31 protein-coding genes are annotated in these 25,989 nt (G+C 56.0%); 28 read left to right on the top strand and 3 right to left on the bottom strand.

Translation table 11 applies throughout. From position 1 onward, the window contains the following. Positions 1–16 precede the first annotated feature (16 nt). The 10 genes from Q0778_RS02335 to Q0778_RS02290 all read left to right on the top strand — a co-directional run bounded on the left by Q0778_RS02335 (position 17) and on the right by Q0778_RS02290 (position 9,938). Positions 17–2,539: a transglycosylase domain-containing protein gene (locus tag Q0778_RS02335; protein ID WP_298333706.1), complete on the top strand. Its 2,523-nt coding sequence runs from the start codon at positions 17–19 to the stop codon at positions 2,537–2,539. Continuing rightward, positions 2,539–3,069: a peroxiredoxin gene (locus tag Q0778_RS02330; protein WP_298333704.1), complete on the top strand. Its 531-nt coding sequence runs from the start codon at positions 2,539–2,541 to the stop codon at positions 3,067–3,069. The genes Q0778_RS02335 and Q0778_RS02330 overlap by 1 nt, the downstream gene beginning before the upstream one ends. An 82-nt stretch (positions 3,070–3,151) precedes the next feature. Further along, positions 3,152–4,279 (top strand): peptide chain release factor 2, encoded by a 1,128-nt coding sequence (prfB, locus tag Q0778_RS02325; protein ID WP_298304947.1) that lies wholly within the window; start codon positions 3,152–3,154, stop codon positions 4,277–4,279. Continuing rightward, on the top strand, positions 4,269–5,294 hold the full coding sequence (locus Q0778_RS02320; RefSeq protein ID WP_298333702.1) for a hypothetical protein: 1,026 nt from the start codon (positions 4,269–4,271) through the stop codon (positions 5,292–5,294). The genes prfB and Q0778_RS02320 overlap by 11 nt, the downstream gene beginning before the upstream one ends. An 8-nt stretch (positions 5,295–5,302) precedes the next feature. Further along, positions 5,303–6,121 carry a caspase family protein gene (locus tag Q0778_RS02315; protein WP_298334854.1) on the top strand — a complete coding sequence of 273 codons (819 nt, stop codon included), beginning with the start codon at positions 5,303–5,305 and terminating at the stop codon, positions 6,119–6,121. Beyond that, positions 6,118–6,846 (top strand): class I SAM-dependent methyltransferase, encoded by a 729-nt coding sequence (locus tag Q0778_RS02310; protein ID WP_298304956.1) that lies wholly within the window; start codon positions 6,118–6,120, stop codon positions 6,844–6,846. The genes Q0778_RS02315 and Q0778_RS02310 overlap by 4 nt, the downstream gene beginning before the upstream one ends. Positions 6,847–6,965: 119 nt before the next feature. Next, positions 6,966–7,472 (top strand): bifunctional 3-hydroxydecanoyl-ACP dehydratase/trans-2-decenoyl-ACP isomerase, encoded by a 507-nt coding sequence (fabA, locus tag Q0778_RS02305; RefSeq protein WP_366519520.1) that lies wholly within the window; start codon positions 6,966–6,968, stop codon positions 7,470–7,472. A 47-nt stretch (positions 7,473–7,519) separates the two neighbouring features. Then, positions 7,520–8,749: a beta-ketoacyl synthase N-terminal-like domain-containing protein gene (locus Q0778_RS02300; protein WP_298333697.1), complete on the top strand. Its 1,230-nt coding sequence runs from the start codon at positions 7,520–7,522 to the stop codon at positions 8,747–8,749. A gap of 8 nt (positions 8,750–8,757) precedes the next feature. Further along, positions 8,758–9,210 carry a GNAT family N-acetyltransferase gene (locus Q0778_RS02295; RefSeq protein WP_298333695.1) on the top strand — a complete coding sequence of 151 codons (453 nt, stop codon included), beginning with the start codon at positions 8,758–8,760 and terminating at the stop codon, positions 9,208–9,210. Then, positions 9,210–9,938, top strand: a complete 729-nt coding sequence (locus Q0778_RS02290; RefSeq protein WP_298304967.1) for an alpha/beta fold hydrolase — start codon at positions 9,210–9,212, stop codon at positions 9,936–9,938. The genes Q0778_RS02295 and Q0778_RS02290 overlap by 1 nt, the downstream gene beginning before the upstream one ends. 14 nt (positions 9,939–9,952) lie before the next feature. Here Q0778_RS02290 and Q0778_RS02285 read toward each other — a convergent pair whose 3' ends face one another. Then, entirely contained in the window at positions 9,953–10,972 is a 1,020-nt protein-coding gene (locus Q0778_RS02285) for a D-glycerate dehydrogenase (RefSeq protein ID WP_298333693.1), read from the bottom strand. A gap of 92 nt (positions 10,973–11,064) precedes the next feature. On the opposite strand from Q0778_RS02285, the gene Q0778_RS02280 reads away from it, so the two are divergent. Further along, positions 11,065–11,586: an SH3 domain-containing protein gene (locus Q0778_RS02280; RefSeq protein ID WP_298304973.1), complete on the top strand. Its 522-nt coding sequence runs from the start codon at positions 11,065–11,067 to the stop codon at positions 11,584–11,586. Between the two features lie 41 nt (positions 11,587–11,627). Here the strand turns inward: Q0778_RS02280 and Q0778_RS02275 are convergent, their stop codons facing one another. Next, complete coding sequence (locus tag Q0778_RS02275; RefSeq protein WP_298304975.1) at positions 11,628–12,824, bottom strand: acetyl-CoA C-acyltransferase; 1,197 nt, start codon at positions 12,822–12,824, stop codon at positions 11,628–11,630. 168 nt (positions 12,825–12,992) lie between these two features. Between Q0778_RS02275 and Q0778_RS02270 the strand changes: the two genes are divergently transcribed. Next, positions 12,993–14,423 carry a coniferyl aldehyde dehydrogenase gene (locus Q0778_RS02270; protein ID WP_298333691.1) on the top strand — a complete coding sequence of 477 codons (1,431 nt, stop codon included), beginning with the start codon at positions 12,993–12,995 and terminating at the stop codon, positions 14,421–14,423. Positions 14,424–14,444: 21 nt separating this feature from the next. Here Q0778_RS02270 and Q0778_RS02265 read toward each other — a convergent pair whose 3' ends face one another. Then, entirely contained in the window at positions 14,445–15,218 is a 774-nt protein-coding gene (locus Q0778_RS02265) for a glutathione S-transferase family protein (protein WP_298333689.1), read from the bottom strand. A gap of 201 nt (positions 15,219–15,419) precedes the next feature. Between Q0778_RS02265 and Q0778_RS02260 the strand changes: the two genes are divergently transcribed. The 16 genes from Q0778_RS02260 (at position 15,420) to nuoK (ending at position 25,987) form a co-directional block, all read left to right on the top strand. Next, on the top strand, positions 15,420–15,806 hold the full coding sequence (locus Q0778_RS02260; protein WP_298333687.1) for an NADH-quinone oxidoreductase subunit A: 387 nt from the start codon (positions 15,420–15,422) through the stop codon (positions 15,804–15,806). A gap of 10 nt (positions 15,807–15,816) precedes the next feature. After that, a complete protein-coding gene (locus tag Q0778_RS02255) occupies positions 15,817–16,392 on the top strand; it encodes an NADH-quinone oxidoreductase subunit B (protein ID WP_298304986.1) in 576 nt (191 codons plus the stop codon). Positions 16,393–16,403: 11 nt separating this feature from the next. Then, positions 16,404–17,108 carry an NADH-quinone oxidoreductase subunit C gene (locus Q0778_RS02250; RefSeq protein ID WP_298333685.1) on the top strand — a complete coding sequence of 235 codons (705 nt, stop codon included), beginning with the start codon at positions 16,404–16,406 and terminating at the stop codon, positions 17,106–17,108. Next, entirely contained in the window at positions 17,105–18,316 is a 1,212-nt protein-coding gene (locus Q0778_RS02245) for an NADH-quinone oxidoreductase subunit D (RefSeq protein ID WP_298304991.1), read from the top strand. Before Q0778_RS02250 ends, Q0778_RS02245 begins: the two co-directional genes overlap by 4 nt. Then, positions 18,313–18,519 carry a hypothetical protein gene (locus Q0778_RS02240; protein WP_298333683.1) on the top strand — a complete coding sequence of 69 codons (207 nt, stop codon included), beginning with the start codon at positions 18,313–18,315 and terminating at the stop codon, positions 18,517–18,519. Before Q0778_RS02245 ends, Q0778_RS02240 begins: the two co-directional genes overlap by 4 nt. Then, a complete protein-coding gene (locus Q0778_RS02235; protein WP_298333681.1) occupies positions 18,512–19,180 on the top strand; it encodes an NAD(P)H-dependent oxidoreductase subunit E in 669 nt (222 codons plus the stop codon). Before Q0778_RS02240 ends, Q0778_RS02235 begins: the two co-directional genes overlap by 8 nt. 6 nt (positions 19,181–19,186) lie before the next feature. Continuing rightward, entirely contained in the window at positions 19,187–19,327 is a 141-nt protein-coding gene (locus Q0778_RS02230; RefSeq protein WP_298333679.1) for a hypothetical protein, read from the top strand. Positions 19,328–19,415: 88 nt separating this feature from the next. Continuing rightward, positions 19,416–19,592, top strand: coding sequence for a hypothetical protein (locus Q0778_RS02225; RefSeq protein WP_298333677.1), 177 nt, complete (start codon positions 19,416–19,418; stop codon positions 19,590–19,592). Next, the gene (locus Q0778_RS02220; RefSeq protein WP_298333675.1) at positions 19,589–19,774 is read left to right on the top strand and encodes a hypothetical protein; all 186 of its coding nucleotides are present in this window, start codon (positions 19,589–19,591) and stop codon (positions 19,772–19,774) included. The genes Q0778_RS02225 and Q0778_RS02220 overlap by 4 nt, the downstream gene beginning before the upstream one ends. Continuing rightward, entirely contained in the window at positions 19,761–21,056 is a 1,296-nt protein-coding gene (gene nuoF, locus Q0778_RS02215) for an NADH-quinone oxidoreductase subunit NuoF (protein ID WP_298333673.1), read from the top strand. The genes Q0778_RS02220 and nuoF overlap by 14 nt, the downstream gene beginning before the upstream one ends. After that, positions 21,053–21,268: a hypothetical protein gene (locus Q0778_RS02210; RefSeq protein WP_298333671.1), complete on the top strand. Its 216-nt coding sequence runs from the start codon at positions 21,053–21,055 to the stop codon at positions 21,266–21,268. The genes nuoF and Q0778_RS02210 overlap by 4 nt, the downstream gene beginning before the upstream one ends. Further along, positions 21,261–23,276, top strand: coding sequence for an NADH-quinone oxidoreductase subunit NuoG (gene nuoG / locus Q0778_RS02205; RefSeq protein ID WP_298333669.1), 2,016 nt, complete (start codon positions 21,261–21,263; stop codon positions 23,274–23,276). Before Q0778_RS02210 ends, nuoG begins: the two co-directional genes overlap by 8 nt. A 112-nt stretch (positions 23,277–23,388) precedes the next feature. Further along, positions 23,389–24,528 (top strand): NADH-quinone oxidoreductase subunit NuoH, encoded by a 1,140-nt coding sequence (nuoH, locus tag Q0778_RS02200; RefSeq protein WP_298333667.1) that lies wholly within the window; start codon positions 23,389–23,391, stop codon positions 24,526–24,528. Then, positions 24,525–25,013 (top strand): NADH-quinone oxidoreductase subunit NuoI, encoded by a 489-nt coding sequence (gene nuoI, locus Q0778_RS02195; protein ID WP_298305021.1) that lies wholly within the window; start codon positions 24,525–24,527, stop codon positions 25,011–25,013. Before nuoH ends, nuoI begins: the two co-directional genes overlap by 4 nt. Before the next feature lie 39 nt (positions 25,014–25,052). Beyond that, complete coding sequence (locus tag Q0778_RS02190) at positions 25,053–25,676, top strand: NADH-quinone oxidoreductase subunit J (protein ID WP_298333665.1); 624 nt, start codon at positions 25,053–25,055, stop codon at positions 25,674–25,676. Then, a complete protein-coding gene (gene nuoK, locus Q0778_RS02185) occupies positions 25,676–25,987 on the top strand; it encodes an NADH-quinone oxidoreductase subunit NuoK (protein ID WP_298333662.1) in 312 nt (103 codons plus the stop codon). The genes Q0778_RS02190 and nuoK overlap by 1 nt, the downstream gene beginning before the upstream one ends. The last annotated feature ends 2 nt before the right edge of the window (positions 25,988–25,989 follow it).

The following is a 25,989-nucleotide window of genomic DNA, read 5'->3' as shown; positions in this document are numbered from 1 at the left end:
GTAAATCAAAAAAGCTATGTCCAGCGACACTACCCCTGAAACCAGCAGCGATCTTCCCTTCTTTGCGTATGTGCGTTTTCGCATGGCGCGGGATTTAGGAGGAGCTGCCTCTTGGTTTGCCAAGAAATGGCGCGCCAGCCTTTTGTTTAAGCTTGGCGCTGCTGCGATGATCGGTCTGATTGCCTTGTGGTTTGCTCTTTGGTTCTGGCTTGCCAGCGATTTGCCGGAAGCTGGAAGTCTGGTTGAGTACCAAACGCCACTTCCCACGGTGGTGCGTGGCGCGGACGGCGAAATTGTCCATTCTTATGCGCGAGAACGCCGGGTTCAGTTGCAGTATGCTGATTTTCCGGACCGACTTGTCGAGGCCTATCTTTCTGCTGAGGACAAAACATTCTTCTCACATGGCGGGGTCGATGTAACCGGGACCGCTAACGCGGTGTTCGATTACGCCACCAAATATGGCTCCGGTGAGCGTGCTGTGGGAGGATCCACCATCACCCAACAGCTCGCGAAGATATTGCTCCTAGGTGACGAGTACTCAGTCACGCGCAAACTCAAGGAGATGATCCTTGCAAGCCGTATCGAAGGCGTTCTGAGCAAACAGGAAATCCTTGAGCTCTATCTGAATGAGATACCGCTGGGTCGGCGCTCATTTGGCGTGCAAGCGGCCGCTCGGGCCTATTTTGACAAGGATGTAGGTGAGCTTGAACTTCACGAAGTGGCATTTCTTGCGATTCTTCCAAAAGCACCTGAACGTTATGGTCGTTCAGGCCAGGAAGAGGCGGCCATGACCCGGCGTGACTTCGTTCTCGAACAGATGGAAGACAACGGTTTTATCACCATTGCGGAGCGCGATGCCGCTGCGGGTCAGCCTCTTGGTCTGGTACAGCAACGGAGCCAGCGCAGCGCGGATGCGGGTTACTTCCTCGAGGACGTTCGCCGCCAGCTGATTGCCGATTTTGGCGAGACAGCCGAAGATGGCGAGAACAGCGTCTATGCTGGAGGACTCTGGGTACGGACTTCGCTTGACGTGGACATGCAGAACGCCGCACGTGAGAGCCTGCGCCGCGGACTTGTGCGCTATCACGGGCGAAGAGCCTGGTCAGGTCCCATTGCGACAATCAATGTGGGCGAGGGCAATTGGGCCAGTCAGCTCGCGAGCTCATTTCTCTCGGTGAACTATGATGATTGGCGCGTTGGTGTTGTGACCACACGAACCGGTTCTTCCGCAACAATTGGCTTTAGCAATGGTGATGAATCCCCATTGTCGAATTTGCCAAATGCACTCAAATCAGGTGACGTGATTGCTGTGAGCCCGGTGGGCAATGGCTTTAGAGTTGAGACTATTCCCGAAGCGCAAGGCGGTATGGTCGTGCAGAACGCTCAAAGCGGAAGGGTGCTCGCGATCCAGGGCGGGTTTGATCACCGCCTTTCCGACTTTAACCGTGCCACGCAGGCGATGCGTCAGCCGGGTTCGACTATCAAGCCCTTCGTCTATGCGACAGGGCTCGATAATGGGATGACCCCTTCGACCGAAGTCGATAACACCCGGTATTGCTATTATCAGGGTCGCCAGCTTGGCGAAAAGTGCATTCGCGGCGGGCGTGCTGGGCAATTCCCCATGCGGTATGGGCTTGAGCAATCACAGAACATCATGACTGTGCAGATTGGCATGCAAGCGGGCATGGACAATGTGGTCGATACGATCAAAGCGCTCAATATTAGTGACGATGCAGACCCCTATGCGGCCACGTCCTTGGGTTCAGAAGAAACCACCGTCTCGCGCATTGTTGCTGCGTACGGTGCTCTCGCGAACCACGGCAGGCTCAACCAGCCTACGGTCATCGACTATGTGCAGGACCGTTACGGCAAGGTCATCTGGCGCGCGGACAACCGTCCGTGCAACGGCTGTAATATGGCCGCCTACGATGGTTCGTCTATGCCGCGCTTCGGAATTAAGGGCGAGCAAGCAATGGATGCTCGCACCGCGTTTCAGATTATGCATATGCTTGAGGGGGTGGTCTCACGCGGCACGGCCACGGTTCTTAATGATCTCGGCCTGCCTCTCTTCGGTAAGACTGGTACGACCAGTGGTCCAAAGGATGTTTGGTTCGTAGGGGGGACACAGCGGATTGTTGCAGGCGCATACATGGGCTTCGACACACCGCGCAATATGGGCGGCTATGCCTACGGTGGGACGATTGTTGCGCCGATAATCAAGGATCTTATCAGAAATTCGCGTGACCACTGGTCCGACTTGCCTGCGGTTGCTCCAGAGGGAATACGCATGGTGCGAGTTGATCGACGGACGGGCAAACGCGTGCTTGATGGCTGGCCAACAGGTGATCCACGTTCCGATATTATTTGGGAAGCGTTTAAGCCGGACACTGAGCCGGACCGCTCTACCCGGCAAGACGAGATTGCAGCCAAACGCGATGAGATCCTAGCTCTTATTGCAGCGGGCCGAGAGGGTAATGTCTATCGCCAGCGCGAAGGTGAACCTGCCAATTTTGCCGAGGAACAAGGCGGAATCTACTAATGCGTAAGATGTTGATCGCCGTCGCTGGCGTTCTTGCCGGACATGCGCTTGCCACACCGGCGAAAGCGCAGTTGCCTGTGGGCGTTGATGCGCCGGCCTTTACAACACGGGCCGCCTTGGCCGGGAAGGAGATGGGCTTTTCGCATGCGGCGACTCTTCGACGTGGGCCCGTCGTACTCTATTTCTATCCTAAAGCGTTTACGTCGGGCTGCACGCCGGAAGCCAATGCATTTGCTGAGGCCATGCCGGAGTTTCGCCAGGAGGGCTCAAGCGTGATCGGCATGTCCAATGACGACATCGAAACGCTCGAGCGGTTCAGCAAAGAGGAATGCCGCGATGCATTTCCAGTTGGGGTAGCGGACGAGCGCTTGATCGAGGCTTACGATGTCGCGCTCAGAGATTCAGGTCTCGCAAGCCGAACTTCCTATGTGATCGCACAGGATGGAAGTATCGCATTTGTCCATTCAGACAGCGATTTTCGTAGCCACGTAGCAAAGACGCTTGAAGCGGTGCGCGCGCTCTCTAACTGAGGACAAATACGCCGCTCTGTGCCTTTACAATCGGCTCGCTCGCGTTAATCGGGCCCACCAAGTTTAAACCAAAGGAATTCCCATGCGGGCCGAGGCCCAAGCCCATATTGACCGGATCGAAGCAGCGCTCGATCTTGTTCGCCAATCGCTCGATTGGGAAAGCGCGTTGCGGCGTCTTGATGAACTCAATGCGCGGGTTCAGGACCCCACGCTTTGGGACAATCCCAAGGAAGCACAAAAGATCAGCCGGGAGCAAAAGCTGCTAGAGACTGCGGTCAACACCGTAAACGAAATCAGCGCCGAAATGGGCGATGCAGTTGAGTTCATCGAGATGGGGGAAGCTGAGGGCGAAGAGAGCATAGTCAATGATGGTCTTAGCAGCCTTGAGAAACTCGCTGCGCGAGCCGATGCTGATAAGGTGCAAGCGCTGCTTTCAGGCGAGGCTGACGGCAATGACACCTACCTGGAGATTCATGCCGGCGCGGGTGGCACGGAAAGCCAGGATTGGGCCGAAATGCTCTTCCGGATGTACAGCCGTTGGGCTGAACGGCGCGGGTTTAAGGTCGAAACGGTTGAGTATCAGGCAGGCGATCAGGCGGGCATCAAATCGGCGACTCTGCTGATCAAAGGTGAAAATGCTTACGGCTATTCCAAAACAGAAAGCGGTGTGCACCGCCTCGTCCGGATCAGCCCCTATGACAGTGCAGCCAAGCGTCACACCAGCTTCTCCTCGGTCTGGGTCTATCCTGTGATCGAAGACGACATCGATATCGAGATCAATCCAGCGGACCTCAAGATCGATACTTACCGCGCCTCAGGCGCAGGCGGTCAGCACGTCAACACAACAGATTCCGCTGTCCGCATCACCCACCAGCCTACAGGCATAGTGGTGGCGAGTCAGAACGACCGTTCACAACATAAGAACCGCGCCACCGCAATGAATATGCTCAAAGCACGGCTATTCGAACGGGAAATGGCCGCGCGTGAGGCAGCGGCTTCAGGTGAGTATCAGGAAAAGAGTGAGATTGGCTGGGGACACCAAATCCGCTCTTACGTCCTCCAACCCTATCAGATGGTCAAAGACCTTCGCACGGGCGTCACCAGCTCCTCACCTGACCGGGTGCTAGACGGTGATATTGATGATTACATATCTGCGGCATTGGCGCAGCGCGTGACAGGAGAGACCGTTGATGTCGAGGATGTCGAGTAAGAACTGGATTAAGATCGGACTGTGCGCAATCGTGGCCGCAAGCGCTCACCCCGCTGCCGCAGATGTGATTGTCGGGCCGCGCGTTGCCTATTATTTTGATAACTCTAATCTGCGTACCTCCGATGGAAGTGATCAAGCTTTGATCGCGCGCCGGGGCGATGAAGTTTTCTTGCAAAACTTGCGCGACGTTTTTCAGACCGATGACGTAACCTTCGATACGACCTTTGAGGGTGAAGGTGTGACTGCAAACCAAATTGGTTTCGCAATGGTTGGAGGGATGATCAATTTCGGCGATGACCGCGATCGTTTCACTTTGTCTGCAGGATATGGTGAAGGCTCGGGCACGATTGATCTTCTTTCTTCGACAACATCGACTCTTACGGTGGGCGATACGAGTATCACAGACATCGCCACTCAAATACTTGCCGGGGCGGTCGATTATGAGAGAATTGACCTGGAGGCGACTTGGCAAAGGCGTCAGAATGAGCAGTTTGCCATCTTTGCCGGCGTTCGCTTTGAACGGATCGAGGCCGATGCAGAGATCAATATTCGCAGTGCGCAGACCGGTAACATCCCCTCGGAAATTCTGACCCAAGAAATGGGCATGTTTGTTCCGCCGGAGTCCGGAGTGTTGGAGTTCGCGACCACGAACGAAGCTGAACTCACCACATTCAGCGCAAGAGCCGGGGCAACAATGTTCGCGCCCTTCGCGGAGAATGCGGTGGCCTTTGCCAATGGTATGCTCCACGCAAGCTATCAGCCCGCTTACACGGCAAGGATTATCACGAGGCCGCTCAGCATTGCAGCTGACGAAGTGAATTCCGATTTCGAGAATCCGGACGAGATTAGCTTTGGCCCTGATATCGCGGTCGGAGCACAGTTCATTCTCTCTGATTCTCTAGCGCTTGATATGCGATATCGCGCAGTTCTCTTTTTTCCCGTGTCTGGCGATCAGAGCTTTTCCGACGCTCGGGTCAATCATGGGTTCAACTTAGGCCTATCATTTAGACTCTGATGGTGGTGATGCGTTTCTTAAGTGTGCTGATGCTGGCTTTGGCGGCTCTGCCAGATGTGGCGCAAGCGGAAGTCAAAGTGCTCCTGATCGCTTCGAATTATGAGGAAGCTGGGGACGAGGACTTGCGTCTTGCCAATCCATTGGCTGATTTGCGGCTTATCCAATCCTCCCTTGGTTCAACCACTGTCAGGGATATGACTGTTCTGGAAGAGCCGACTGCCGAAGAATGGCAGGTGGGCTTTAATGCGTGGCTCGACACGCTGTCTGGTGATGACATTGGCATGTTCTACTATGCCGGTCATGGGTTTCAGTTTGACGGACTGAACTACCTACTGAGTTCCGACGGCGTCTCACTCATACCGCTTGATGCCCTAATCACTCAGATTACCAATCGTGCCCGCGGAGCGGTAATCGTGATCGACGCGTGCCGGGATAATCCCTATTTTGATGCGGAACCTGAAAAGGACCTGGATATCGTTGCAATCGACGGGGCGAGCCGCAGCCTTGGGTTCATCCGTTTGGAAGATATGTCAGACGCTGGAAATGGGCTTGCCCAGCTCGGCAATCTGCGTGGACTTTCTGCTGTTGCATTTTTTTCGACTGAACCAGGAAATGTGGCCGAGGATGGCGATCAACCAGGAAAAGGCAGCCCTTTTGCAATTGAGTTTGCAAAACAAATTGATCGTCGCCAGTCGCTAGACGAAGTGTTTCGGAAGACGGCCGTCGCCGTGAATAGGCGTACAAATGCTCGACAATCTCCTTGGCGACAGGGCGATCTTGCGTTTGATGTGTTTGTCTCAGGAATGCGGACGCTCCCAATCCCATGACCTCTCGTCGCGCCATGTTCAGTTTGATTGGGGTGGCAGGTTTGTCGCTTGCCGGTTGTGATACTCCTGTTTCGGACAGACCGGAAAGTGTAGCAGAATTCCCGCCACCTGATCGTCCGGTACCCAACGGGGCAGCTGCCGGCGTGGATCCATTCCCTAATGAGGATGCCCGGGAAGAAAGGGGCGAAGCGCAGGCGGTGATGGATTTGGCCAATATCACAGATGGGATGACCGTCGCCGATATCGGGGCCGGAGAGGGCTACTACACCGTGCGCCTTGGCACCCGCGTCGGCGAAGCAGGCCGAGTGCTTGCTCAAGATATTGATCGCGAAGCGCTGGAGCGGCTCGGCCGAAGGGTAGAGCGCGAACGGCTTGAAAATATCTCGATCAAGCTCGGTGAGACCGATGACCCCCAACTTCCCACAGATAGTTTTGATAGGATTTTTCTTGTCCACGTCTACAGTGAGGTGACCGAGCCCTATGCCTTTATGTGGCGTATGTGGCCTGCGCTTGCTGAGGGCGGACAGGTGATAATTGTCGAGTATGACCGGCCCACCAATGCAGGGGGTATTCCCCCGAAGCTTCTTTTCTGCGAGCTTGAAGCGGTGGGCTACAAACTGGTCGAGTTTGTCGAGCGCCCGGACCTCACAAGCTATTTCACTCGATTTGAACGTAGTGAGAAACGTTTGGAACCCGACCAAATTGAGGCCTGCTCCAACGCCTAGCCCTAGCTTACCCCAACAGTTTTCAACGAGCTAACCTTGCGGTCTTTCCATCACCCATGCGGGGTGCTAGTCGCCGCCCTAACACTAATGTCAGTAATCGAGGAGCCCGGACGGGCATGATGGACTTTCCAACCCATTTTGATCGCGAAGATCTGTTGAAGTGCGCCCGGGGGGAACTTTTTGGCCCCGGCAATGCGCAATTGCCTGCTCCACCAATGCTGATGATGGACCGGATTACCGATGTTTCCGGCGATGGCGGCGAGCATGGGAAGGGCCATATTGTCGCCGAATACGACATAAATCCTGATCTCTGGTTCTTCGATTGCCATTTTCCTGGCAACCCGATTATGCCGGGCTGCCTAGGCCTTGATGGCCTTTGGCAACTCACTGGATTTAATCTGGGATGGCGCGGTTGGCAGGGGCGCGGATATGCTCTTGGAGTGGGTGAAGTGAAGCTTACCGGGATGGTACGTCCTGATCGCAAGATGCTGAAATATTTTGTGGATTTCACCAAGGCTGTGCAGACTCGGCGCCTCACAATGGGGGTGGCCGATGGCCGGGTCGAGGCCGACGGTGAGGTCATCTATCAAGTCAAAGATATGAAAGTTGCGCTGTCTGAGGCATGATCGCCACAAGGGTATTATCAGGTCGCTTGGCAAATTAAGGGGACATAATGCGCCGCGTAGTAATAACAGGGCTGGGGATTGTCTCCTCAATCGGGAATAATGCCGAAGAGGTGAGGGCATCACTCAAGTCCGGGAAATCGGGCATCACCTTCAACGAAGACATGGCCGAACACGGTTTCCGCTCGCAAGTTGCGGGTGCAATTGATCTCGACATCAAAGAGCAGGTGGACAAGCGCACATTGCGCTTCATGGGTCCGGGCGCGGCCTACGCTTATATCGCGATGGGTCAGGCAATCGCAGATGCGGGACTTGAAGAAAAAGACGTGATCAACCCGATGACTGGGGTGATCGCTGGGTCTGGCGGCCCTTCTACTTCCGCGATGCTGGCAGCACACCAGACAGTTTTGAAAACAGGCGCGACGAAGCGTATCGGGCCGCTTGCAGTGCCAAAGACCATGTCTTCCACCGTGAGCGCAAACCTTGCAACGGCGTACCATATCAAGGGAATGAACTTCTCGATCACGTCAGCGTGCTCAACTTCACTTCACTGCATCGGCATGGCCGCGCAGCAGATCGCTTTGGGCTTGCAGGATGTGATGTTTGGCGGGGGCGGCGAAGAGCTCGATTGGACACTTTCCTGCCTGTTTGATGCAATGGGCGCGATGTCGAGCAAATACAATGACACGCCCGAGCGCGCGAGCCGTGCTTTCGATGCAGACCGCGATGGCTTTGTGATCGGCGGGGGCGGTGCCATGGTTGTGCTTGAAAGCCTTGAACACGCTCAAGCGCGCGGAGCGAAGATTTATGCTGAAGTCACTGGCTTTTGCGCCACATCGGACGGTGCAGACATGGTTGCTCCATCGGGCGAGGGTGGTGAGCGTGCGATGGCCGGTGCCCTCAGGACCCTGCCAGAGGGTCGCAAGGTCAGCTACATCAATGCTCACGGCACTTCGACCCCAGTCGGCGATGTCGGCGAGATCGAAGCTGTGCGCCGCGTATTTGGCGATGGTTCAACTCCACCAGTTAGCTCGACAAAGTCGATGACCGGGCACAGCCAGGGCGCAACCGGAGCACAAGAGGCGGTTTATTGCCTGCTTGCTTTGGAGAATGACTTCATCATTCCATCCATCAACGTAGAAACTCTTGATCCAGCGCTCAAGCCCGAAGAGATCGCGACTAGCCTCATTGAGAACGCTGGGCTCGATACAGTTATGACGAATAGCTTTGGATTTGGTGGGACCAATGGCTCGATGCTGATGTCAAAGTACCGGGGTTGATTTAGGCAATGGAGATTCGGCGGACTGACTTATCGGAACCCGAAGTCATTGCGCTGCTGGAGCTCCATCATGATGAGATGGAGGCGTTTTCTCCGCCGGGTACTTGCCATGTGCTCGATCTAAGCGGCTTGAAGCAACCCGATATTGATGTGTTTGCGGCGTGGGAGGGGGATCAGTTGCTTTCCATCGGTGCGCTTCGATCCCACGACGACTTTGGCGAAATCAAGTCAATGCGTGCGCATCCTAAAGCCAGAGGGAATGGCGCTGGGAAGGCTATGCTGACACATCTGATCGAACACGCACGCCAATTGGATTTATCTGAGATCAAGCTGGAAACAGGTTCGGGCGATGTTTTCGAGGCTGCTGTGGCGCTCTACAAGAGTTTTGGGTTTGAGCCTTGCGGGTCCTTTGCTGGCTATCAACCGGGTGAGTTCAACAAGCTTTATTCGTTAAGCATCTGATGAGCAGGGTAAAACCTCCGTCCTTTGGGCTCTTGGTGAGAGAGCTGCCATGGCTTCCAGTGATCGCGGCAAGCCAGTTCAGAAGCGCAAAAATGGTTGAACTCGATTTCAAGCTCGAGGGCGATCCGCCTCCGGTTATGGTCATACCAGGCCTGCTATCAAATGATGGCACAACCAGCCTGCTTCGCCGTACTTTGGCTGCGAGCGGTTTTCCGACCTATCCTTCAGGCTTTGGGTTCTTGACTGGCGTCACTGCTGAGAGGCTTGAGAGAGGGCGGATCGGACTCGAACAAATGCACGAACGCCACGGTGGACCTGTGGTGATCGTCGGGTGGAGCCTTGGCGGTATCTACGCCCGCGTATTAGCGCAGAGGCATCCAGAACTAGTGAAAATGGTTGTAACGCTGGGCACCCCTTTTTCAGGCGACCGGCAGGCTAACAATGCGTGGAGGATTTATAATGCACTTAATGACCACACAGTGACAAAGCCCAATCTGCCTGATGATCCAAGTGTAAAGCCGCCGGTTCACACGGTTGCGATCTGGTCTCACAAAGACGGCATTATTGCCCCTGGATGCGCGTCAGGCAAAGGTGACGAGCGTGACGCAGAACATCAGGTGAATATCCCACATTTGGCCTTCGGCTCCGGTCGGGTCGCGGCTCAACGAATCGCTCAAATCATTGCTTTAGAGCTAGCTGAATGTCGTGATGGTACTGTGACCGACTAAGCGTTGGAAGACGACTAGCCGCCCACCAGTGCGGTCAGCACTTGATCTGGCGGCCTGTGGCCATCAGCCCAGAAGCGAATGTTGGCGATGACCTTTTCGCCAGAAGCTTCCCGACCTTCGACCGTGGCGCTGCCGATATGCGGGAGAGTCATCACATTGGGGTGTTTGATCAACCGAGAATCGACCTTGGGCTCTTCCGGAAAGACATCAAGGCCAGCACCGACGAGATGCCCGGACTGGAGCGCTTCAATCAGTGCCTCCTGATCGATGATCTCTCCGCGCGCCGTGTTCACTATACTCGAACCCGGCTTCATCAAAGCGATACGGCGGGCGTCGATGAGCCCCCGCGTGGCGTCGGTCAGAGGGCAGTGAAGTGTCAGGATATCGGCCTCAGCCACCAAGTCGTCGACATCTGCAACAAACCGCGCGCCTAGCATCGACTCCATTGCCGCGGGCAAAGGCTTGCGGCCCGTGTAAGCAATCTCCATCCCAAACGCGCGAGCCCGGTGCGCCACCGCCTGTCCAATACGCCCCATGCCAATAATGCCGAGAACTTTGCCACCGATCTTGCGGCCCAACATCCCCGTGGGTGCCCAGCCAGTCCAGCGACCGGTACGGATAAGGTCCACTCCTTCCCGAATGCGACGCGGTACTCCGATGATCCCTGCCATCGCCAAATCGGCCGTATCATCGGTGAAGACGCCCGGCGTGTTGGTGACCATAATCTTGCGCGCAGCTGCGGCTTCGAGGTCGATATGCTCTGTGCCCGCTCCAAAATTTGCGATCAGGCGAAGGTGGTCTCCCGCCCCGTCGATCATCTTGGCATCAATGGTATCGGTCACCGTTGGGACCAGCACATCGCAAATGGCCATTGCTGAGATGAGTTCTTTGCGTGTCATCGGCTCATCCGAAGTGTTGAGCGACACGTCATAAAGCTCGCCCATGCGTGCCTCCACGGTGGGGGCCAAGTGGCGAGTAACAACGACCTTGGGTGTACCAGAGGCAAAATGCGGTGGATTGTGGTTTTGAGACATTGTTCGCCTAGCGCTAATGGCTTTGGGACCAAAGCGTCAAGCGGGCTCATCCCGGATTGGCACACAGGACAAACGCCCTGAAGGACTACGGCTTGAAATTTGCCGCTGAGCTTGGTTATCACGGCAGTATGAAAGCGCTGCGATTTCTTGCCATCTTTGCCTTTACGATTGGGTTCTCGGTTGTTTCATGGCCTGAGGCAATTCAGGCTCAGGATCGAGAGGTGCCTTATTGGGCTACTCTGCGCTTCGATCAGGTCAATATGCGTAAAGGGCCAAGCCAGGATTACCCGATCGATTGGGTTTACAAGCGCAAAGGCTTGCCGGTGAGGGTAGTGCGCTTGCGTGAGGGATGGCGTTTGGTGCAGGATCCCGAAGGCACACAAGGATGGATCGCATCAAGCCAACTGAGCCCAAATCTCGGCGCATTGATCATTGGCGACGGTTTGGCCGAATTGCGCGCGGAGCCGGCCGCAAGCTCGCTGGTACGTTGGAAAGCTGAACCGGGAGTGGTGGGTGATTTGCTAGGTTGTCGTCAGAACTATTGCGAGATTGATGTCGGCGGCCGCACCGGATGGGTGCTGGCCGAAAGGGTTTGGGGTAGCGGCGAAATGTAGGATTGAGCCCTCCGGTTTAGGCAGAGGGCTCTGGGTATCCCTTAAACCAATTCTACGGCCACAGCTGTTGCCTCGCCACCCCCAATGCACAGACTGGCGACTCCGCGCTTTTTCCCCTGCGACTTGAGAGCGTTGAGCAGGGTCACGACGATCCGGGTGCCCGATGCGCCGATTGGGTGACCAAGTGCCGTCGCGCCGCCGTTCACGTTGATCTTTGCGTGATCGATGCCGATGTCGCGCATGGCGAACATGGCCACACAAGCGAACGCTTCGTTTACTTCCCAAAGGTCAACGTCGTCGATTGACCAACCAGCGTTCTTGAGAACCTTCTCGATTGCGCCCACTGGTGCAACCGTGAAGTCCTTAGGCTCACGCGCATGGGCAGCCATAGAAATGATCTTGGCAACGGGTTCTTGACCGTTTTCCTTCGCAACGCTTTCGCGGGTCAGAACAACAGCAGCGGCACCGTCTGAGATTGAGCTTGAAGTGGCCGCTGTGATGGTGCCGTCCTTGGCAAAGGCAGGGCGCAGAGCCGGAATCTTGTCGGGGCGCCCTTTGCCGGGTTGCTCATCAGTGTCGACAGTCACCTCGCCCTTACGGGTTTTGAAAGTTACCGGAACCACTTCATCAGCGAACGCTCCACCTTCGATCGCAGCATTGGCGCGGGAGAGCGATTCAATCGAGTAAGCGTCCTGTTCTTCGCGGGTGAGCTGGTATTCATTGGCTGTGTCTTGAGCAAAAGTGCCCATCGCGCGGCCTTCTTCATATGCGTCTTCGAGCCCATCCAGGAACATGTGATCGTAAGTCGTGTCATGACCGATCCGCGCGCCCGAACGGTGCTTTTTGAGGAGGTAGGGCGCGTTGGTCATGCTCTCCATTCCGCCCGCAATTACGTAATCAATGGTACCGCTCGCCAGTGCTTCTGCGCCCATAATGACGGTCTGCATGCCGCTTCCGCACACCTTGTTGACGGTCGTGGCCTGGACAGACTTAGGCAGGCCCGCTTTCAGCGCGGCCTGGCGGGCAGGGGCCTGGCCCAAACCGGCGGGGAGGACGCAGCCCATATAGGCGCGGTCAAACTGTTCACCGGCAACACCGGAACGCTCGACAGCAGCTTTCACGGCGGTTGCACCAAGTTCGGTTGCCGATACATCGGATAGTGCGCCTTGCATTCCGCCCATCGGGGTACGGGCGTAGGATAGAATGACAATTGGGTCAGAAGCAGCAAACTGGGTCATGGCTTTTGGTCCTTTGGGGAGAGGTCAATGGATTGCTTGTGCAGTTAGTAATCGCTTGGCCGAAAGGCAATGTGGGAGCACGCTACATTTTCGCAATTGCCTTGCGCGCTTGGCTGAGTTCGCGCAAGGTGGGTCTCAAATCAAAACGTGATAAAAGAGAGGGTGGCAATGGCCGACGACCTGCGAGAAAAACAAGAATCGCTGCTGAAACTGCAGCGCGAGGCTTTCACAGCATCACGTCCCGAAACGATGGCTATGCGCAAGGACCGGATCAAGCGGGCGATCGCACTGCTAAAGGATCACGGTGAGAACCTTTGCAAAGCCATGGCGGCCGACTTTGGCAGCCGTTCGATGGACCAGTCCATGATAACCGACATCGCCGCAACGGTTGGTGCCGGAAAACACGCTCTCAAACACATGGACAAATGGGCCAAAGCTGAGAAACGCTCGCCGCAATTTCCTCTCGGTCTGTTGGGTGCAAAAGCAGAGCTACGCTATGAACCAAAGGGCGTGATTGGTATCCTCTCGCCTTGGAACTTTCCGGTTCAACTCGCATTTGGGCCACTTATGCAAATCTTCGCCGCGGGCAATCGTGCGATGATTAAGCCGAGCGAGTTTACTGAGCGTACCAGCCTATTGATGGCTGAACTGGTAGAGGAGTATTTTACTCCGGACGAGCTTGCCGTTGTGACTGGTGGACCAGAGGTTGCTGCGGCTTTCTCTTCGCTTCCTTTCGACCATTTGGTTTTCACTGGCTCTACCGCAACCGGTCGCCGCGTTATGGAAGCAGCCTCAAAGCATCTTGTGCCGGTGACCTTAGAGCTTGGCGGAAAATCGCCTGTCATCATGGGGAAAAGCGCAGACTTTGCCAAGGCGGGAGAGCGTATTGCACTCGGCAAGATGATGAACGCCGGACAAATCTGCTTGGCGCCCGACTATATGTATGTGCCTGAGGATAAACAGGATGATGCCGTTCAGGGTGTCGTCCAGGGTGCGACTAATATGTACCCGACGGTGCTCAAGAATGATGACTACGCGTCGATCGTTTCGGATCGACATTTTGAGCGCTTGCAAGGCTTGGTTGAAGATGCCCGCGATAAGGGTGCCGAGGTGATCGAGGTTAATCCTGCGGGAGAAGACTTTGGCAATGCCAACCAGCGCAAAATGCCGTTGACGATCCTCAAGAATGTCAACGAAGAGATGACCGCAATGCAGGAGGAGATCTTCGGTCCGGTCTTGCCGGTTAAGACATACCGTGCTGTCGATGAGGCGGTTGACTACGTAAACGAAAATGATCGCCCGCTTGGCCTTTATTATTTCGGCGATGACAAGTCTGAGCAAGAGCGCGTGCTCACTCGAACAATATCAGGTGGCGTGACGACTAACGACGTGATCTTCCATATCTCGATCGAGGACTTGCCCTTTGGTGGTGTCGGTCCATCGGGGATGGGTAGCTATCATGCGATAGAGGGCTTTAAAGAGTTCAGCCACGCACGATCAGTCTATCATCAACCCAAGATCGACATCGCCAAGCTTGGCGGGTTCAAGCCACCCTATGGTAAGACAACTCGCAAGGCGATTGCCGGTATGATGAAGTAAGCCGGGGACAGCGCTGCCAGCCTAGGCGAGTGCTTCCTTCAATGGTGTTACAACAAATGCATCAGGAATGAGGGTTGGATTGGGTGGCAAATGTTCTGTCACTCTCTCCAGCCACGCCTTGACAGGAGGCAATGCAGCAGCGCTTAGTTTCTCCTCAAGTCCTCCCATTACTCCAAAGACAACTTGCGGAAAGATGGACAGGTCGGCGATACCGGGTTCGTCCCGCCCACCAAGAAATGGTCCGCTACCAATCCGCTCGACCAATTCACCCGCAAGCTGCATGCGATTTGTCATCGCATCAGCTTCCATGTTCATTTGCGGTCTCATCGATTGGATGAACTCGGCGGTCTTTAGAACGTTGGGCCAGTTGTGACGGATTTCTTCCGGCATTGGCGAATGGCTTGAGACCAAAGCAGCGAGCCTCCATGCAACGCGGCGAAAGTCGAGATTTAGCTCCGCATCGAGAGCGCCGCGGAAGATCGAAGGCATAAAGCGATCGCTTACCCAGCGATCGAGCTCCAGCACCGCGTTGCGGCCCGCTTCATCCTCTGGAACAAGTCGTTTTTCCGGATAGAGTTCATCCAACCAGAGACCGATCGGAGTGGAGTCGCGTTTCCACTCTTCGTCAATCTCTAGAACAGGGACCTGGGTGCCGCCAAATTTGGCCAGTCTTTGCGCGGCTTCGAGCGGGCTGATGCCGACAAATTCAAAGTCGAGCCCCTTGTACATGAGGAAGGCACCGACCTTTCGTACGTAGGGACTGGTGCAATATCCATAGAGTTTAATTTGGGTCATATGTCCCTGTTCTCACGAGATGAGCTGACGGTTACAGCAATTGATGAAAGGCGCTTAAGATCGCACTTTCGATGATCGGGTCAATGCCAATTGCGCAGAGCGCAACACATATGCGCTGCTTTAAGCGTTTGTGCCTCTTGCGCGGTGCGCGCGACCGGCCTAGGGGCTTGCCCACTGGGATAGAAACACATGGACAGAGTGATGATCGGCCAATCCGTCGACCTAAGTCAGTATCTTCCGATACTTCTCTTTATCGGCATAGCTCTCGGACTTTCGGTCCTGTTTGTTTTCCTGCCGATGGGTGTCTCACGCCTGACCGGAGCGCACAATCCGGATGCTGAGAAACTCTCTGAATATGAATGCGGATTCCCCGCCTTTGAAGATTCGCGCAGCCAGTTTGACGTTCAGTTTTATCTAGTCGCGATCAGCTTCATCATCTTCGACCTTGAGGCGGCGTTTCTCTTCCCCTGGGCTGTAAGCCTCGGAGAGACGGGCTGGGACGGTTGGATCGGTATGATGACCTTCCTTACCATCCTCGCCATTGGCCTTGCTTATGAGTGGAAGAAGGGTGCCCTGGATTGGCAATGAGGAATTGGCAATGAACACAATCACCCCTCCTGCAAATCTCTCCGACGTAAGCGCTTTGGAAACCGCCAAGGGCGGCGAAGTGCGCGCGCCTGATCAAGATTACTTCCGCGCGCTTCAATCCGAAGTGAATGACAAAGGCTTCCTCATCACTTCGACGGAGGATCTGTTCCAATGGGCGCGCACGGGTTCGCTTTGGTGGATGACCTTTGGTCTAGCATGCTGTGCGGTGGAGATGATCCACGTCAACATGCCGCGTTATGATATGGAGCGGTTCGGTGCCGCGCCGCGTGCTTCGCCGCGTCAATCAGACGTGATGATTGTGGCGGGCACGCTGTGCAACAAAATGGCGCCGGCTCTGCGCAAGGTTTACGACCAGATGTCTGATCCAAAATATGTGATCAGCATGGGGTCATGCGCGAATGGCGGCGGCTATTACCACTATTCCTATTCCGTCGTGCGCGGATGCGATCGGATTGTACCGGTAGATATTTACGTCCCGGGTTGCCCTCCGACAGCCGAGGCGTTGCTTTACGGCGTGATGCAATTGCAGCGGAAAATCCGCCGTGTCGGCACGATTGAGCGTTAGGAGATAGACCTGTGACTGTTGTTCACTCCGCTCCAAAATACGCCTCTAACGAGGGCGTGATTGATGCGCTTGCCGGCTCTTTGAGTGTTTGGCTTGAAGGCAGCACTGAGCAGCATGGTGAGATCATCCTCACGGCAAAGCGCGAAGAAATTGCGACCGTCCTTCGTTCGCTCAAAGACGATCACGATTATCAGCAGCTGATGGAAATCGCGGGCGCTGATTATCCGGATCGTGCTGAGCGGTTTGAGGTTGTCTATATGCTCCTCTCGCTCACCAAGAACCACCGGGTTATGGTCAAGTGCTCGATCGATGCGGATACGCCTGTGCCCACGGTCACAACGCTTTGGCCCAACGCGGGTTGGCTCGAGCGTGAGGTGTTCGACCTTTACGGCGTCGTATTTGAGGGCAACCAAGACCTTCGCCGCATTCTCACAGATTATGGCTTTGAGGGGCATCCGTTCCGCAAAGACTTCCCGATGACGGGCTACACTGAGCTGCGCTATTCCGAAGAGGAAAAACGCGTTGTTTCTGAGCCGGTTGAACTGCCGCAGGATATGCGGACCTTTGACTTCCTCTCCCCATGGGAGGGCGGCGAATATGTTCTTCCCGGAGACGAAAAAGCTGAGGAGCCTGCTCCTGCTGGGGAAGAAGCGAAGGACGAGGCACCCAAGGATGGTGTCGTCTTTGAGATCGACGAAGAGGAGGATGACAAATGAGCGTCCAAATCGAAGAATCGCCCACCAATGACGGCGATGTCATCCAGAATTATACTCTGAACTTCGGGCCTCAACACCCCGCAGCGCACGGCGTGCTTCGCATGGTGATGGAGCTTGATGGCGAAGTGGTTGAGCGGGTGGACCCGCATGTGGGCCTGCTTCACCGCGGCACTGAGAAGCTGATTGAGCAGAAGACTTATCTGCAAGCGCTGCCATACTTTGACCGCCTCGATTACTGTTCGCCGCTGTGTCAGGAGCACTCATACGTGCTTGCGATTGAGAAGCTGCTGAACATCGAGGTTCCAGAGCGGGCGCAGTATCTGCGTGTGCTGTTTGCTGAGCTTACCCGCATCTGCAACCACATGCTCAACATCGGCGCTCACGTGATGGACGTGGGTGCGATGACGCCCAACCTCTGGGTGTTTGAGCTGCGTGAAGACTGCCTGAACTTCTTTGAACGGGCGTCGGGCGCGCGCATGCACTCTGCATGGTTCCGTCCCGGCGGTGTGCACCAAGATGTGCCTGAGAAGCTGCTCGTTGATATCGGCGATTGGCTCGACAACCGTTTCTTCCAACTGTTCGACGACGCGATGAGCCTCGTGATGGACAACCGCATCTTTAAGCAGCGCAATGTCGATATCGCCATTGTGGGCCGCGATGATGCGATTGCTTGGGGCTTCTCAGGGCCAATGATCCGGGCCGCTGGCATTCCGTGGGACCTTAGGAAATCGCAGCCTTACGATGTCTATGACCGGATGGAGTTCGACATTCCGGTTGGCACCAATTCGGACTGCTACGACCGCTTTATGGTGCGGGTCGCCGAAGTGCGTGAGAGCGCCAAGATCATCAAGCAATGTATCCGCGATATGCCGCAAGGCCCGATTGCGAGCACAGATGGCAAAGTCTCCCCGCCCAAGCGCGGCGAGATGAAGCAGTCGATGGAAAGCTTGATCCATCACTTCAAGCTCTACACCGAAGGCTTCCACGTGCCAGCGGGCGAAGTCTACGTCGCAACCGAAAGCCCTAAGGGCGAATTCGGCGTCTACCTCGTCAGCGACGGGACCAACAAACCCTACCGCTGCAAAATTCGCCCGACCGCATTTAGCCACCTTCAAGCCATGGAGATGATGACCAAAGGCCACATGCTGGCCGATGCGACCGCCATCCTTGGCGCGATTGATGTTGTGTTTGGGGAGTGTGATCGGTGAAGGCGGCAGGATCAAAGATTGGTGAGTTTCTATCGGTTGGTTCGATGACCTTCACGACGCTAACTCTGGGTGATTATTTCTTCAATTTCAGTTTTGGAGTGCCGGAACACTTGCTTGTCGCGGCGGCTGCTGGATTTGGTGCCGTTGCGGCGCCCCTCCTGCGCGAAGAAGGTCCTAAGGTTCAGGAAAAATCTAATGGCTGACCGTACACCCGCACCCGATACCCCTGAACTGCGCGCGCGTTGGGGCTCTTTTGAGTGGTCGAAAGAGAATAAGAAAAAGGCCGATTACCACATCGCGAAATACCCGGAAGGTCGGGCGAAGTCGGCGACTATGCCGCTGCTTGATCTGGCTCAACGCCAGGTTGGCGAAGAGACCGATACGCAAGGCTGGCTCCCGCTGCCTGTCATCGAATATGTCGCGAAATATATCGACGTGCCGGTGATCCGCGTGCTCGAGGTCGCGACCTTCTACTTCATGTACAATATGAAGCCGGTCGGGAAATATCACGTGCAAGTCTGCGGCACGACGCCGTGTATGCTGCGCGGTTCTGACGACATTATTAGCGGGTGTAAAAAGCGCGGTATGAAGATGGGCCATGTCTCCGAAGATGGCCTTTGGACCCTGACCGAGGTTGAGTGCATGGGCAATTGCGCTACTGCTCCCATGGTCCAGATCAACGATGACAATTACGAAGATTTGACGCCTGAGCGCCTTGACGCGGTGCTTGATGCTTTGGCTGCGGGTGAGACGCCGAAAGCGGGCACGCAGGAGCCGGGGCGTCACACATCAGAACCTTCGGGTGGTCCGACCACTCTCAAGGAAATGGTCGATGCCAATCATGACTACAGGAGTGGTTGGTAGATCGCGATGGGCTTCGTCTCGATTCTTCTTGCGCTTGGGATAGCCTTCATCGCCTACAGGGTGCTGATGGGCCTTTTGCGTGTGGCAGTGATCGTGCTGATTTTCGGCGTTACATTTGGGCTTTGGCAGCAGGGGGCGATCGGATGAGTGCTGTTTGGATTGCGCTTGGTGCGGTCGCCATGGCACTCGCCGTGGTGCTGTTTGTTATCAACGCCAAGACCATGGATGATGACCAGTGAGCGGGGGCGTAATTCTCTTAGTGCTCGCCGGTTTTGCGGCGTTTGGCGCGGGCGCTTACCTGTCAGCTACGGGTCACCGTGAGGTTGGCATAGCTTTGATGGGAGTGGGGCTGATTTTCCAGGTTCTGACTTTGCGTCAGTTACGCATTGCACGCAAAGGGCAGAAGCAATGAGCAAACTTAGTCTTCTTGGCTTTGTGCTTGGTGTAGCGATCATATTCTACGGTATCTATGCCCTGGCAATCGGGGGCAATTCGTCCGCATTTATCTTTATCGCAGGCGGCTTTGTGATCACTTCGCTGGCGGCCGGCATTTTCAGCAAAACACACAGTAAGGGATCAAATGATGCTGGCTGATAAGGACCGCATCTTTACCAATGTCTATGGCTTCCAGGATTGGGGCCTCAAAGCAGCACAGAAGCGCGGCGATTGGGATGGCACCAAGGCTCTTATTGAGCGTGGCCAGGATGCGATCATCGAAGAGATCAAGGCATCTGGCCTGCGTGGCCGGGGCGGGGCGGGTTTCCCGACGGGTCTCAAATGGTCGTTTATGCCAAAGCAAAGCGCCGATGGCCGGCCAAGCTTCCTCGTTATCAATGCCGACGAATCTGAGCCGGGTTCGTGTAAAGACCGTGAGATTATCCGCCACGATCCGCACAAGCTGATCGAAGGCGCTTTGGTTGCTGGCTTCGCCATGCGTGCTCGCGCCGCCTACATCTATATTCGCGGCGAATATATCCGCGAGGCGGAAACGCTTCAGGCGGCGATTGATGAGGCGTATGACGCGGGGCTGATTGGTAAGAATGCCAGTGGCTCGGGTTATGATTTCGACGTCTTCATGCACCGGGGCGCAGGCGCATACATTTGCGGTGAAGAAACCGCGATGATCGAGAGCCTTGAGGGCAAAAAGGGTCAGCCGCGCTTGAAGCCGCCTTTCCCGGCGGGTGCTGGGCTTTATGGCTGTCCGACGACCGTCAACAATGTTGAGAGCATTGCGGTTGTGCCCACCATCCTTCGCCGCAGTGCCGAATGGTTTGCGAGCTTTGGGCGTGAGAACAACAAGGGCACCAAGCTCTTCCAGATCAGCGGCCATGTGCACAAGCCTTGCGTGGTCGAAGAGGCCCTGAGCATCCCGTTCAGCGAGCTAATCGAGAAACACTGCGGCGGCATTCGCGGCGGCAAGGACAATCTCCTCGCGGTTATTCCCGGCGGTTCATCGGTCCCCCTGGTCCCTGCTGAGCAGATCTGGGACGCTCCGATGGATTTCGACGGTCTCAAAGACTTGGGCTCAGGGCTGGGGACCGCTGGCGTTATCGTGATGGACAAGTCCACCGATATCGTGCGCGCCATTTCTCGCCTTAGCTACTTCTACAAGCACGAGAGCTGCGGCCAATGCACGCCGTGCCGTGAGGGCACTGGTTGGATGTGGCGCATGATGGAGCGGCTTCGCACTGGCGATGCAGAGATCGAAGAGATCGACATGCTGCAAGAGGTGACCAAGCAGGTCGAAGGCCACACTATCTGTGCGCTTGGCGACGCAGCCGCATGGCCGATCCAAGGCCTGATCCGCCACTTCCGCCCCGAGCTTGAGCGCCGGATCGAAGAGCACAACGCACAATTCCGGGAGGCAGCGGAATGAGCGCCCTCAAGAAGACCACGGGCTATTTGATCAGCGCGGCCTTTGCTGCGGCCGCGATTGTGCTAACCGTTGATCGCTATGGCGAATTTGCCGTTGGCGCAGAGAGCTTTGCCAGTTGGGTTATCCCGCCACTTGCTCTTGCTGTGTTGACTGTTGCTAGCTTTACGGCCGTGAAACTTGGCTATCCGAAAAGGGATGAAACCCATGCCTAAGGTTACCGTAGACGGCCAAGAGATCGAAGTCCCACAAGGGGCGACCGTGCTTCAGGCGTGCGAGGAAGCGGGGAAGGAAATCCCGCGCTTCTGCTATCACGAGCGCCTGTCGATTGCGGGCAATTGCCGCATGTGTCTGGTCGAAGTGAAGCCGGGGCCGCCTAAGCCTCAGGCGTCTTGTGCACTTCCGGCTACCGAGGGTCAGGAAATCCGCACCGACAGCGCCATGGTCAAGAAGGCGCGCGAAGGGGTGATGGAGTTTCTCCTGATCAACCACCCGCTCGATTGCCCGATTTGCGACCAGGGCGGTGAGTGCGACCTGCAAGACCAGTCCATGACCTATGGCAAAGGCGCCTCGCGGACCTCTGAGAACAAGCGCGCGGTGTCTGAAAAGTATATGGGGCCGCTGATAAAGACGGTGATGACCCGCTGCATTCACTGCACGCGCTGTGTGCGGTTCTCTGAAGAGATTGCGGGCGTTGATGAAATCGGCGCGCTGTATCGCGGCGAAGATATGCAGATCACAACCTATCTTGAGCAGGCCGCGGCGCATGAGCTTTCCGCAAATGTGATTGATCTTTGCCCTGTGGGTGCTCTGACCTCGCGTCCTTATGCGTTTGAGGCTCGCCCTTGGGAATTGAAGCGGACGCTGAGCATCGACGTGTCTGATGCTGTTGGCGCGAACATTTCGCTGCACTCCAAGGGCCGAGAAGTGATGCGCGCCCTGCCGCGTGTAAACGATGATGTGAACGAAGAATGGCTCTCGGATAAGGCTCGCTATCAGGTCGATGGTTTGACCAAGCGCCGCTTGGACCGCGTTTTTGTGCGCAAGGACGGCAAGCTTGCGGCTTCTGATTGGAATGAGGCGTTCGGAACGGTTGCTTCCGCGCTAGAGGCGGACAAATCCTCCGTCGCAGCGGTCGCTGGCGATATGGTCGATTGTGAGACCATGTTCGCGGCCAAGGCGCTGCTCAAGGCTTGCGGTTCGACCCTGCTCGAAGGTCGCCAGACGGGCATGACCTATGACGTGTCGAACCTTGCTGCGGTGAACTTTAACTCAGGCCTTGCTGGGATTGAGACGGCGGACTGCATCCTGATCGTCGGCTCGCACATCCGCTGGGAAGCGGCGCTGGTGAATGCTCGCATTCGCAAGGCTGTGAAGGCGGGCGCGAAAGTGTTTGTGGTCGGGCCGGAGTGGGAGACCACTTATCCGGCAGAATTCCTTGGTGAAGACCTCAAGGTTCTGAATCGTGTGCCAAAAGCCCTCGGCGATGCCATGAAGGCAGCTGAGCGTCCTGCGGTTATCCTTGGCGGTGCGGCTTTGGCGGCCGGCGCATTGGGCGCTGCGCTGAAGCTCGTCGACAAATTTGGCCTCGTAAAAGATGGCTGGAACGGCTTTAATGTCCTTCACATGAGCGCGGCTCGCATGGGCGGCTTGATGCTTGGTTATGCAGCTGAGGGTGGCATGGCGGATATCGCTGCTGCCAAGCCAAAAGTGCTCTTTAGCCTTGGCGCGGATGAGATGGACTATGCAGCCTTTGAGGGCAGCCTCAAAGTCTACATCGGTCACCACGGCGACAAAGGTGCACATAACGCTGACATCATTTTGCCAGCGGCGTCTTACGCTGAGAAAGATGGCACTTACGTCAACACGGAAGGGCGCGTTCAATTCGCTGAAAAAGCAGTGTTCGCACCCGGTGATGCGCGTGAGGATTGGACAATCCTGCGCGCGCTTGCCGATGCGATAGGTGTGAGCGTCGGCTTTGACAGTTTTGCACAGTTGCAAGGCGCGATGATCGCCGAAGTGCCTGCTCTGGGTGAAGAGGCTCTTGCCGATTACGGCGCGCTTCCCAAGGCGGACAGCAAGGCCAAGGCGGAAGGCACAATCGCAGCCTATCCGGTCAAAGATTTCTACCTCACCAACCCCATCGCCCGCGCGTCCTCTGTGATGCAACAATGTTCGGCAGAACTGCTCCACGGCGATGAGATCAAGGAGGCTGCGGAATGAGCCTTCACTCACGCACAACAGTCATTCCGGCGAAGGCCGGAATCCAGCTTCCAACCGCAGTGGCTCCCCACTGGACCCCGGCCTTCGCCGGGGTGACGAAAGGGGCATATCAATGACCGCGTTCTTTGAAGGTCTTGGCCTCCCGTATGAGTGGGCCTGGGGTGTCGCCACGATTGCGGGCATCCTCTTGATCGCGCTTCCCGTTATGCTGGCGGTGGCCATGGTGATTTATGTCGACCGTAAGGTGCTGGGCGCGATTATGCTTCGGCGTGGGCCCAATGTGGTGGGGCCGTTTGGCCTGCTTCAGAGCTTTGCGGACGGGCTCAAGGTCTTTTTGCAAGAGACCATTATCCCAAGCGCTGCCAACAAAGGCATCTTCCTGCTTGCGCCGATCATCACCTTTACCGTGGCTTTGGCCGCGTGGGCGGTGATCCCATTTGGCGATGGCGTGGTGCTGGCCGACATCAATGTCGGGCTCCTCTACATCCTCGCGATCAGCTCGTTGGGCGTTTATGGCGTGGTGATGAGCGGGTGGGCGTCGAACTCGAAGTACCCCTTCTTCTCCGCCATGCGGGCCGCAGCGCAAATGATCTCTTACGAGGTATCCATCGGCTTTATTCTGGTGTGCGTTGTCTTGTGGGCGGGCACGTTCAATATGAGCGGCATCGTCGAGGCACAACGCGGACACGGGCTTGGTTTCGTCAACGGGTTCTTCTTTAACCCGCTGCTTTTCCCGATGTTTGTGGTGTTCTTTATCTCGGCTCTGGCTGAGACGGCGCGCGCTCCGTTCGACCTGACAGAGGCCGAGTCCGAACTCGTTGCCGGCTATCAGACTGAATATTCGTCGATGGCTTTCGCGCTGTTCTGGCTGGGCGAATATGCGAACATCCTGCTGATGTGTTCGCTGTGCACGATCCTGTTTATGGGCGGGTGGTTGCCACCAATTGAGTGGGCACCGCTCTACTATGTGCCGGGCTTTATCTGGTTCCTCTTGAAGACCTTCTTCTTCTTCCTGCTGTTCAGCTGGATTTGGGCCACCGTGCCGCGCTATCGCTATGACCAGTTGATGCGTCTTGGCTGGAAGGTGTTCCTGCCGATGAGCCTTGTGTTTGTCGCAGTGATCAGTGGTTACCTGATGGCGACCGGGCATTTCACCGACGCTCCGTCGCTTGTTGACCCAGCAACCGTAACTCCCGACCAAATTGTTGAAGCTGTCGAGGCCCCGACCCCAGCTGTGAGTACTGCATCATGACCACCGCAACCCAGCTCCTAAAGAGCTTCACCCTTTGGGAATTCCTGAAAGCGCATGCGCTGACCTTGAAGTATTTCTTCAAGCCCAAGGTGACGATCAACTATCCGTTTGAGAAATCGCCGCTTAGCCCGCGTTTTCGCGGCGAGCATGCGCTGCGCCGTTATCCGAACGGTGAAGAGCGCTGCATCGCTTGCAAGCTTTGCGAAGCAGTGTGTCCAGCGCAGGCGATCACGATCGAGGCCGAACCGCGCGAGGACGGATCGCGCCGCACCACGCGCTATGACATTGATATGACGAAATGCATCTATTGTGGATTTTGTCAGGAGGCCTGCCCGGTGGATGCCGTGGTAGAGGGGCCAAACTTTGAATACGCCACCGAAACACGCGAGGAACTGCTCTATGACAAGGCTAAGCTTCTCGCGAATGGTGACAAATGGGAGCGGGCCATCGCGGCCAATCTTGAAGCCGATGCGCCCTATCGCTAGGGGCCCATCAGACCGGACGGCCGACGGACAACAGGGATTATGATACAAACTCTCGCCTTTTATCTCTTCGCGACGCTTGTTGTTGCCAGTGCGGTCATGGTGATCATGGCGCGAAACCCCGTACACTCCGTGCTGTGGCTCATCCTTTCCTTCTTCAACGCGGCAGGATTGATGGTGCTGGTAGGCGCTGAGTTCATCGCGATGCTGCTTGTTATTGTATATGTCGGCGCGGTTGCAGTGTTGTTCCTATTCGTGGTGATGATGCTTGACATCGACTTTGCCGAGATGCGAGCCGGATTTATCAAGAACTTCCCGCTGGGGATTGCCATTGCGCTGATCTTGCTGGCTGAACTGGGGCTTGGCCTTGGCGCTTACGGCGCTGGCGGAATTGAGCTTGGTACCCCCGATGGAACCGCTGCGGTAAGCGCAAGCACCTCAAACATCGCGGCAATCGGCGCGCTGCTTTATGGCCGATATATCCTGCTGTTCGAGATCGCCGGGATCATCCTGCTGGTTGCGATGATCGGCGCTATTGTGCTGACCTTCCAGGCACCGCCTCCTGGAAGTCGCGCACAGCAAGACATCGGCAAACAAATCGCCCGCCGCCCGGAAGAGGCGACGGTTATGAAAAACCCAGATATAGGTAAAGGGGTCGAGCTCTGATGGGACCCGTGGGTATTGAACACTACCTTGTCGTGGGCGCGATCCTTTTTGTGCTCGGCGTGCTGGGTATCTTCCTCAATCGGAAGAATGTCATCGTCATTCTGATGGCGGTGGAGCTGATCCTTCTGGCCGTTAATATCAACCTTGTCGCGTTCAGCGCCTTTATGGGCGATCTGGTGGGGCAGGTGTTTGCTATGATGGTTCTCACCGTTGCGGCTGCTGAAGCGGCCATCGGGCTTGCCATTCTCGTCATCTACTATCGCGGCCGCGGCACGATTGCGGTCGATGATGTAAACCGGATGAAGGGATAAGC

It is taken from the genome of uncultured Erythrobacter sp., assembly GCF_947502395.1.
GTDB lineage: Bacteria > Pseudomonadota > Alphaproteobacteria > Sphingomonadales > Sphingomonadaceae > Erythrobacter.
Note: the sequence above shows the minus strand (reverse complement) of the source record. Positions and strands in the feature narration are given on the sequence as shown.

Bases quoted from the DNA above. Each gene is read 5' to 3' on its own strand.
- Q0778_RS02335 (WP_298333706.1), top strand. From the start codon at position 17: ATGTCCAGCGACACTACCCCTGAAACCAGCAGCGATCTTCCCTTCTTT.
- Q0778_RS02330 (WP_298333704.1), top strand. From the start codon at position 2,539: ATGCGTAAGATGTTGATCGCCGTCGCTGGCGTTCTTGCCGGACATGCG.
- prfB (WP_298304947.1), top strand. From the start codon at position 3,152: ATGCGGGCCGAGGCCCAAGCCCATATTGACCGGATCGAAGCAGCGCTC.
- Q0778_RS02320 (WP_298333702.1), top strand. From the start codon at position 4,269: ATGTCGAGTAAGAACTGGATTAAGATCGGACTGTGCGCAATCGTGGCC.
- Q0778_RS02315 (WP_298334854.1), top strand. From the start codon at position 5,303: ATGCGTTTCTTAAGTGTGCTGATGCTGGCTTTGGCGGCTCTGCCAGAT.
- Q0778_RS02310 (WP_298304956.1), top strand. From the start codon at position 6,118: ATGACCTCTCGTCGCGCCATGTTCAGTTTGATTGGGGTGGCAGGTTTG.
- fabA (WP_366519520.1), top strand. From the start codon at position 6,966: ATGGACTTTCCAACCCATTTTGATCGCGAAGATCTGTTGAAGTGCGCC.
- Q0778_RS02300 (WP_298333697.1), top strand. From the start codon at position 7,520: ATGCGCCGCGTAGTAATAACAGGGCTGGGGATTGTCTCCTCAATCGGG.
- Q0778_RS02295 (WP_298333695.1), top strand. From the start codon at position 8,758: ATGGAGATTCGGCGGACTGACTTATCGGAACCCGAAGTCATTGCGCTG.
- Q0778_RS02290 (WP_298304967.1), top strand. From the start codon at position 9,210: ATGAGCAGGGTAAAACCTCCGTCCTTTGGGCTCTTGGTGAGAGAGCTG.
- Q0778_RS02285 (WP_298333693.1), bottom strand. From the start codon at position 10,972: ATGTCTCAAAACCACAATCCACCGCATTTTGCCTCTGGTACACCCAAG.
- Q0778_RS02275 (WP_298304975.1), bottom strand. From the start codon at position 12,824: ATGACCCAGTTTGCTGCTTCTGACCCAATTGTCATTCTATCCTACGCC.
- Q0778_RS02270 (WP_298333691.1), top strand. From the start codon at position 12,993: ATGGCCGACGACCTGCGAGAAAAACAAGAATCGCTGCTGAAACTGCAG.
- Q0778_RS02265 (WP_298333689.1), bottom strand. From the start codon at position 15,218: ATGACCCAAATTAAACTCTATGGATATTGCACCAGTCCCTACGTACGA.
- Q0778_RS02260 (WP_298333687.1), top strand. From the start codon at position 15,420: ATGATCGGCCAATCCGTCGACCTAAGTCAGTATCTTCCGATACTTCTC.
- Q0778_RS02255 (WP_298304986.1), top strand. From the start codon at position 15,817: ATGAACACAATCACCCCTCCTGCAAATCTCTCCGACGTAAGCGCTTTG.
- Q0778_RS02245 (WP_298304991.1), top strand. From the start codon at position 17,105: ATGAGCGTCCAAATCGAAGAATCGCCCACCAATGACGGCGATGTCATC.
- Q0778_RS02235 (WP_298333681.1), top strand. From the start codon at position 18,512: ATGGCTGACCGTACACCCGCACCCGATACCCCTGAACTGCGCGCGCGT.
- Q0778_RS02230 (WP_298333679.1), top strand. From the start codon at position 19,187: ATGGGCTTCGTCTCGATTCTTCTTGCGCTTGGGATAGCCTTCATCGCC.
- Q0778_RS02220 (WP_298333675.1), top strand. From the start codon at position 19,589: ATGAGCAAACTTAGTCTTCTTGGCTTTGTGCTTGGTGTAGCGATCATA.
- nuoF (WP_298333673.1), top strand. From the start codon at position 19,761: ATGATGCTGGCTGATAAGGACCGCATCTTTACCAATGTCTATGGCTTC.
- Q0778_RS02210 (WP_298333671.1), top strand. From the start codon at position 21,053: ATGAGCGCCCTCAAGAAGACCACGGGCTATTTGATCAGCGCGGCCTTT.
- nuoG (WP_298333669.1), top strand. From the start codon at position 21,261: ATGCCTAAGGTTACCGTAGACGGCCAAGAGATCGAAGTCCCACAAGGG.
- nuoH (WP_298333667.1), top strand. From the start codon at position 23,389: ATGACCGCGTTCTTTGAAGGTCTTGGCCTCCCGTATGAGTGGGCCTGG.
- nuoI (WP_298305021.1), top strand. From the start codon at position 24,525: ATGACCACCGCAACCCAGCTCCTAAAGAGCTTCACCCTTTGGGAATTC.
- Q0778_RS02190 (WP_298333665.1), top strand. From the start codon at position 25,053: ATGATACAAACTCTCGCCTTTTATCTCTTCGCGACGCTTGTTGTTGCC.
- nuoK (WP_298333662.1), top strand. From the start codon at position 25,676: ATGGGACCCGTGGGTATTGAACACTACCTTGTCGTGGGCGCGATCCTT.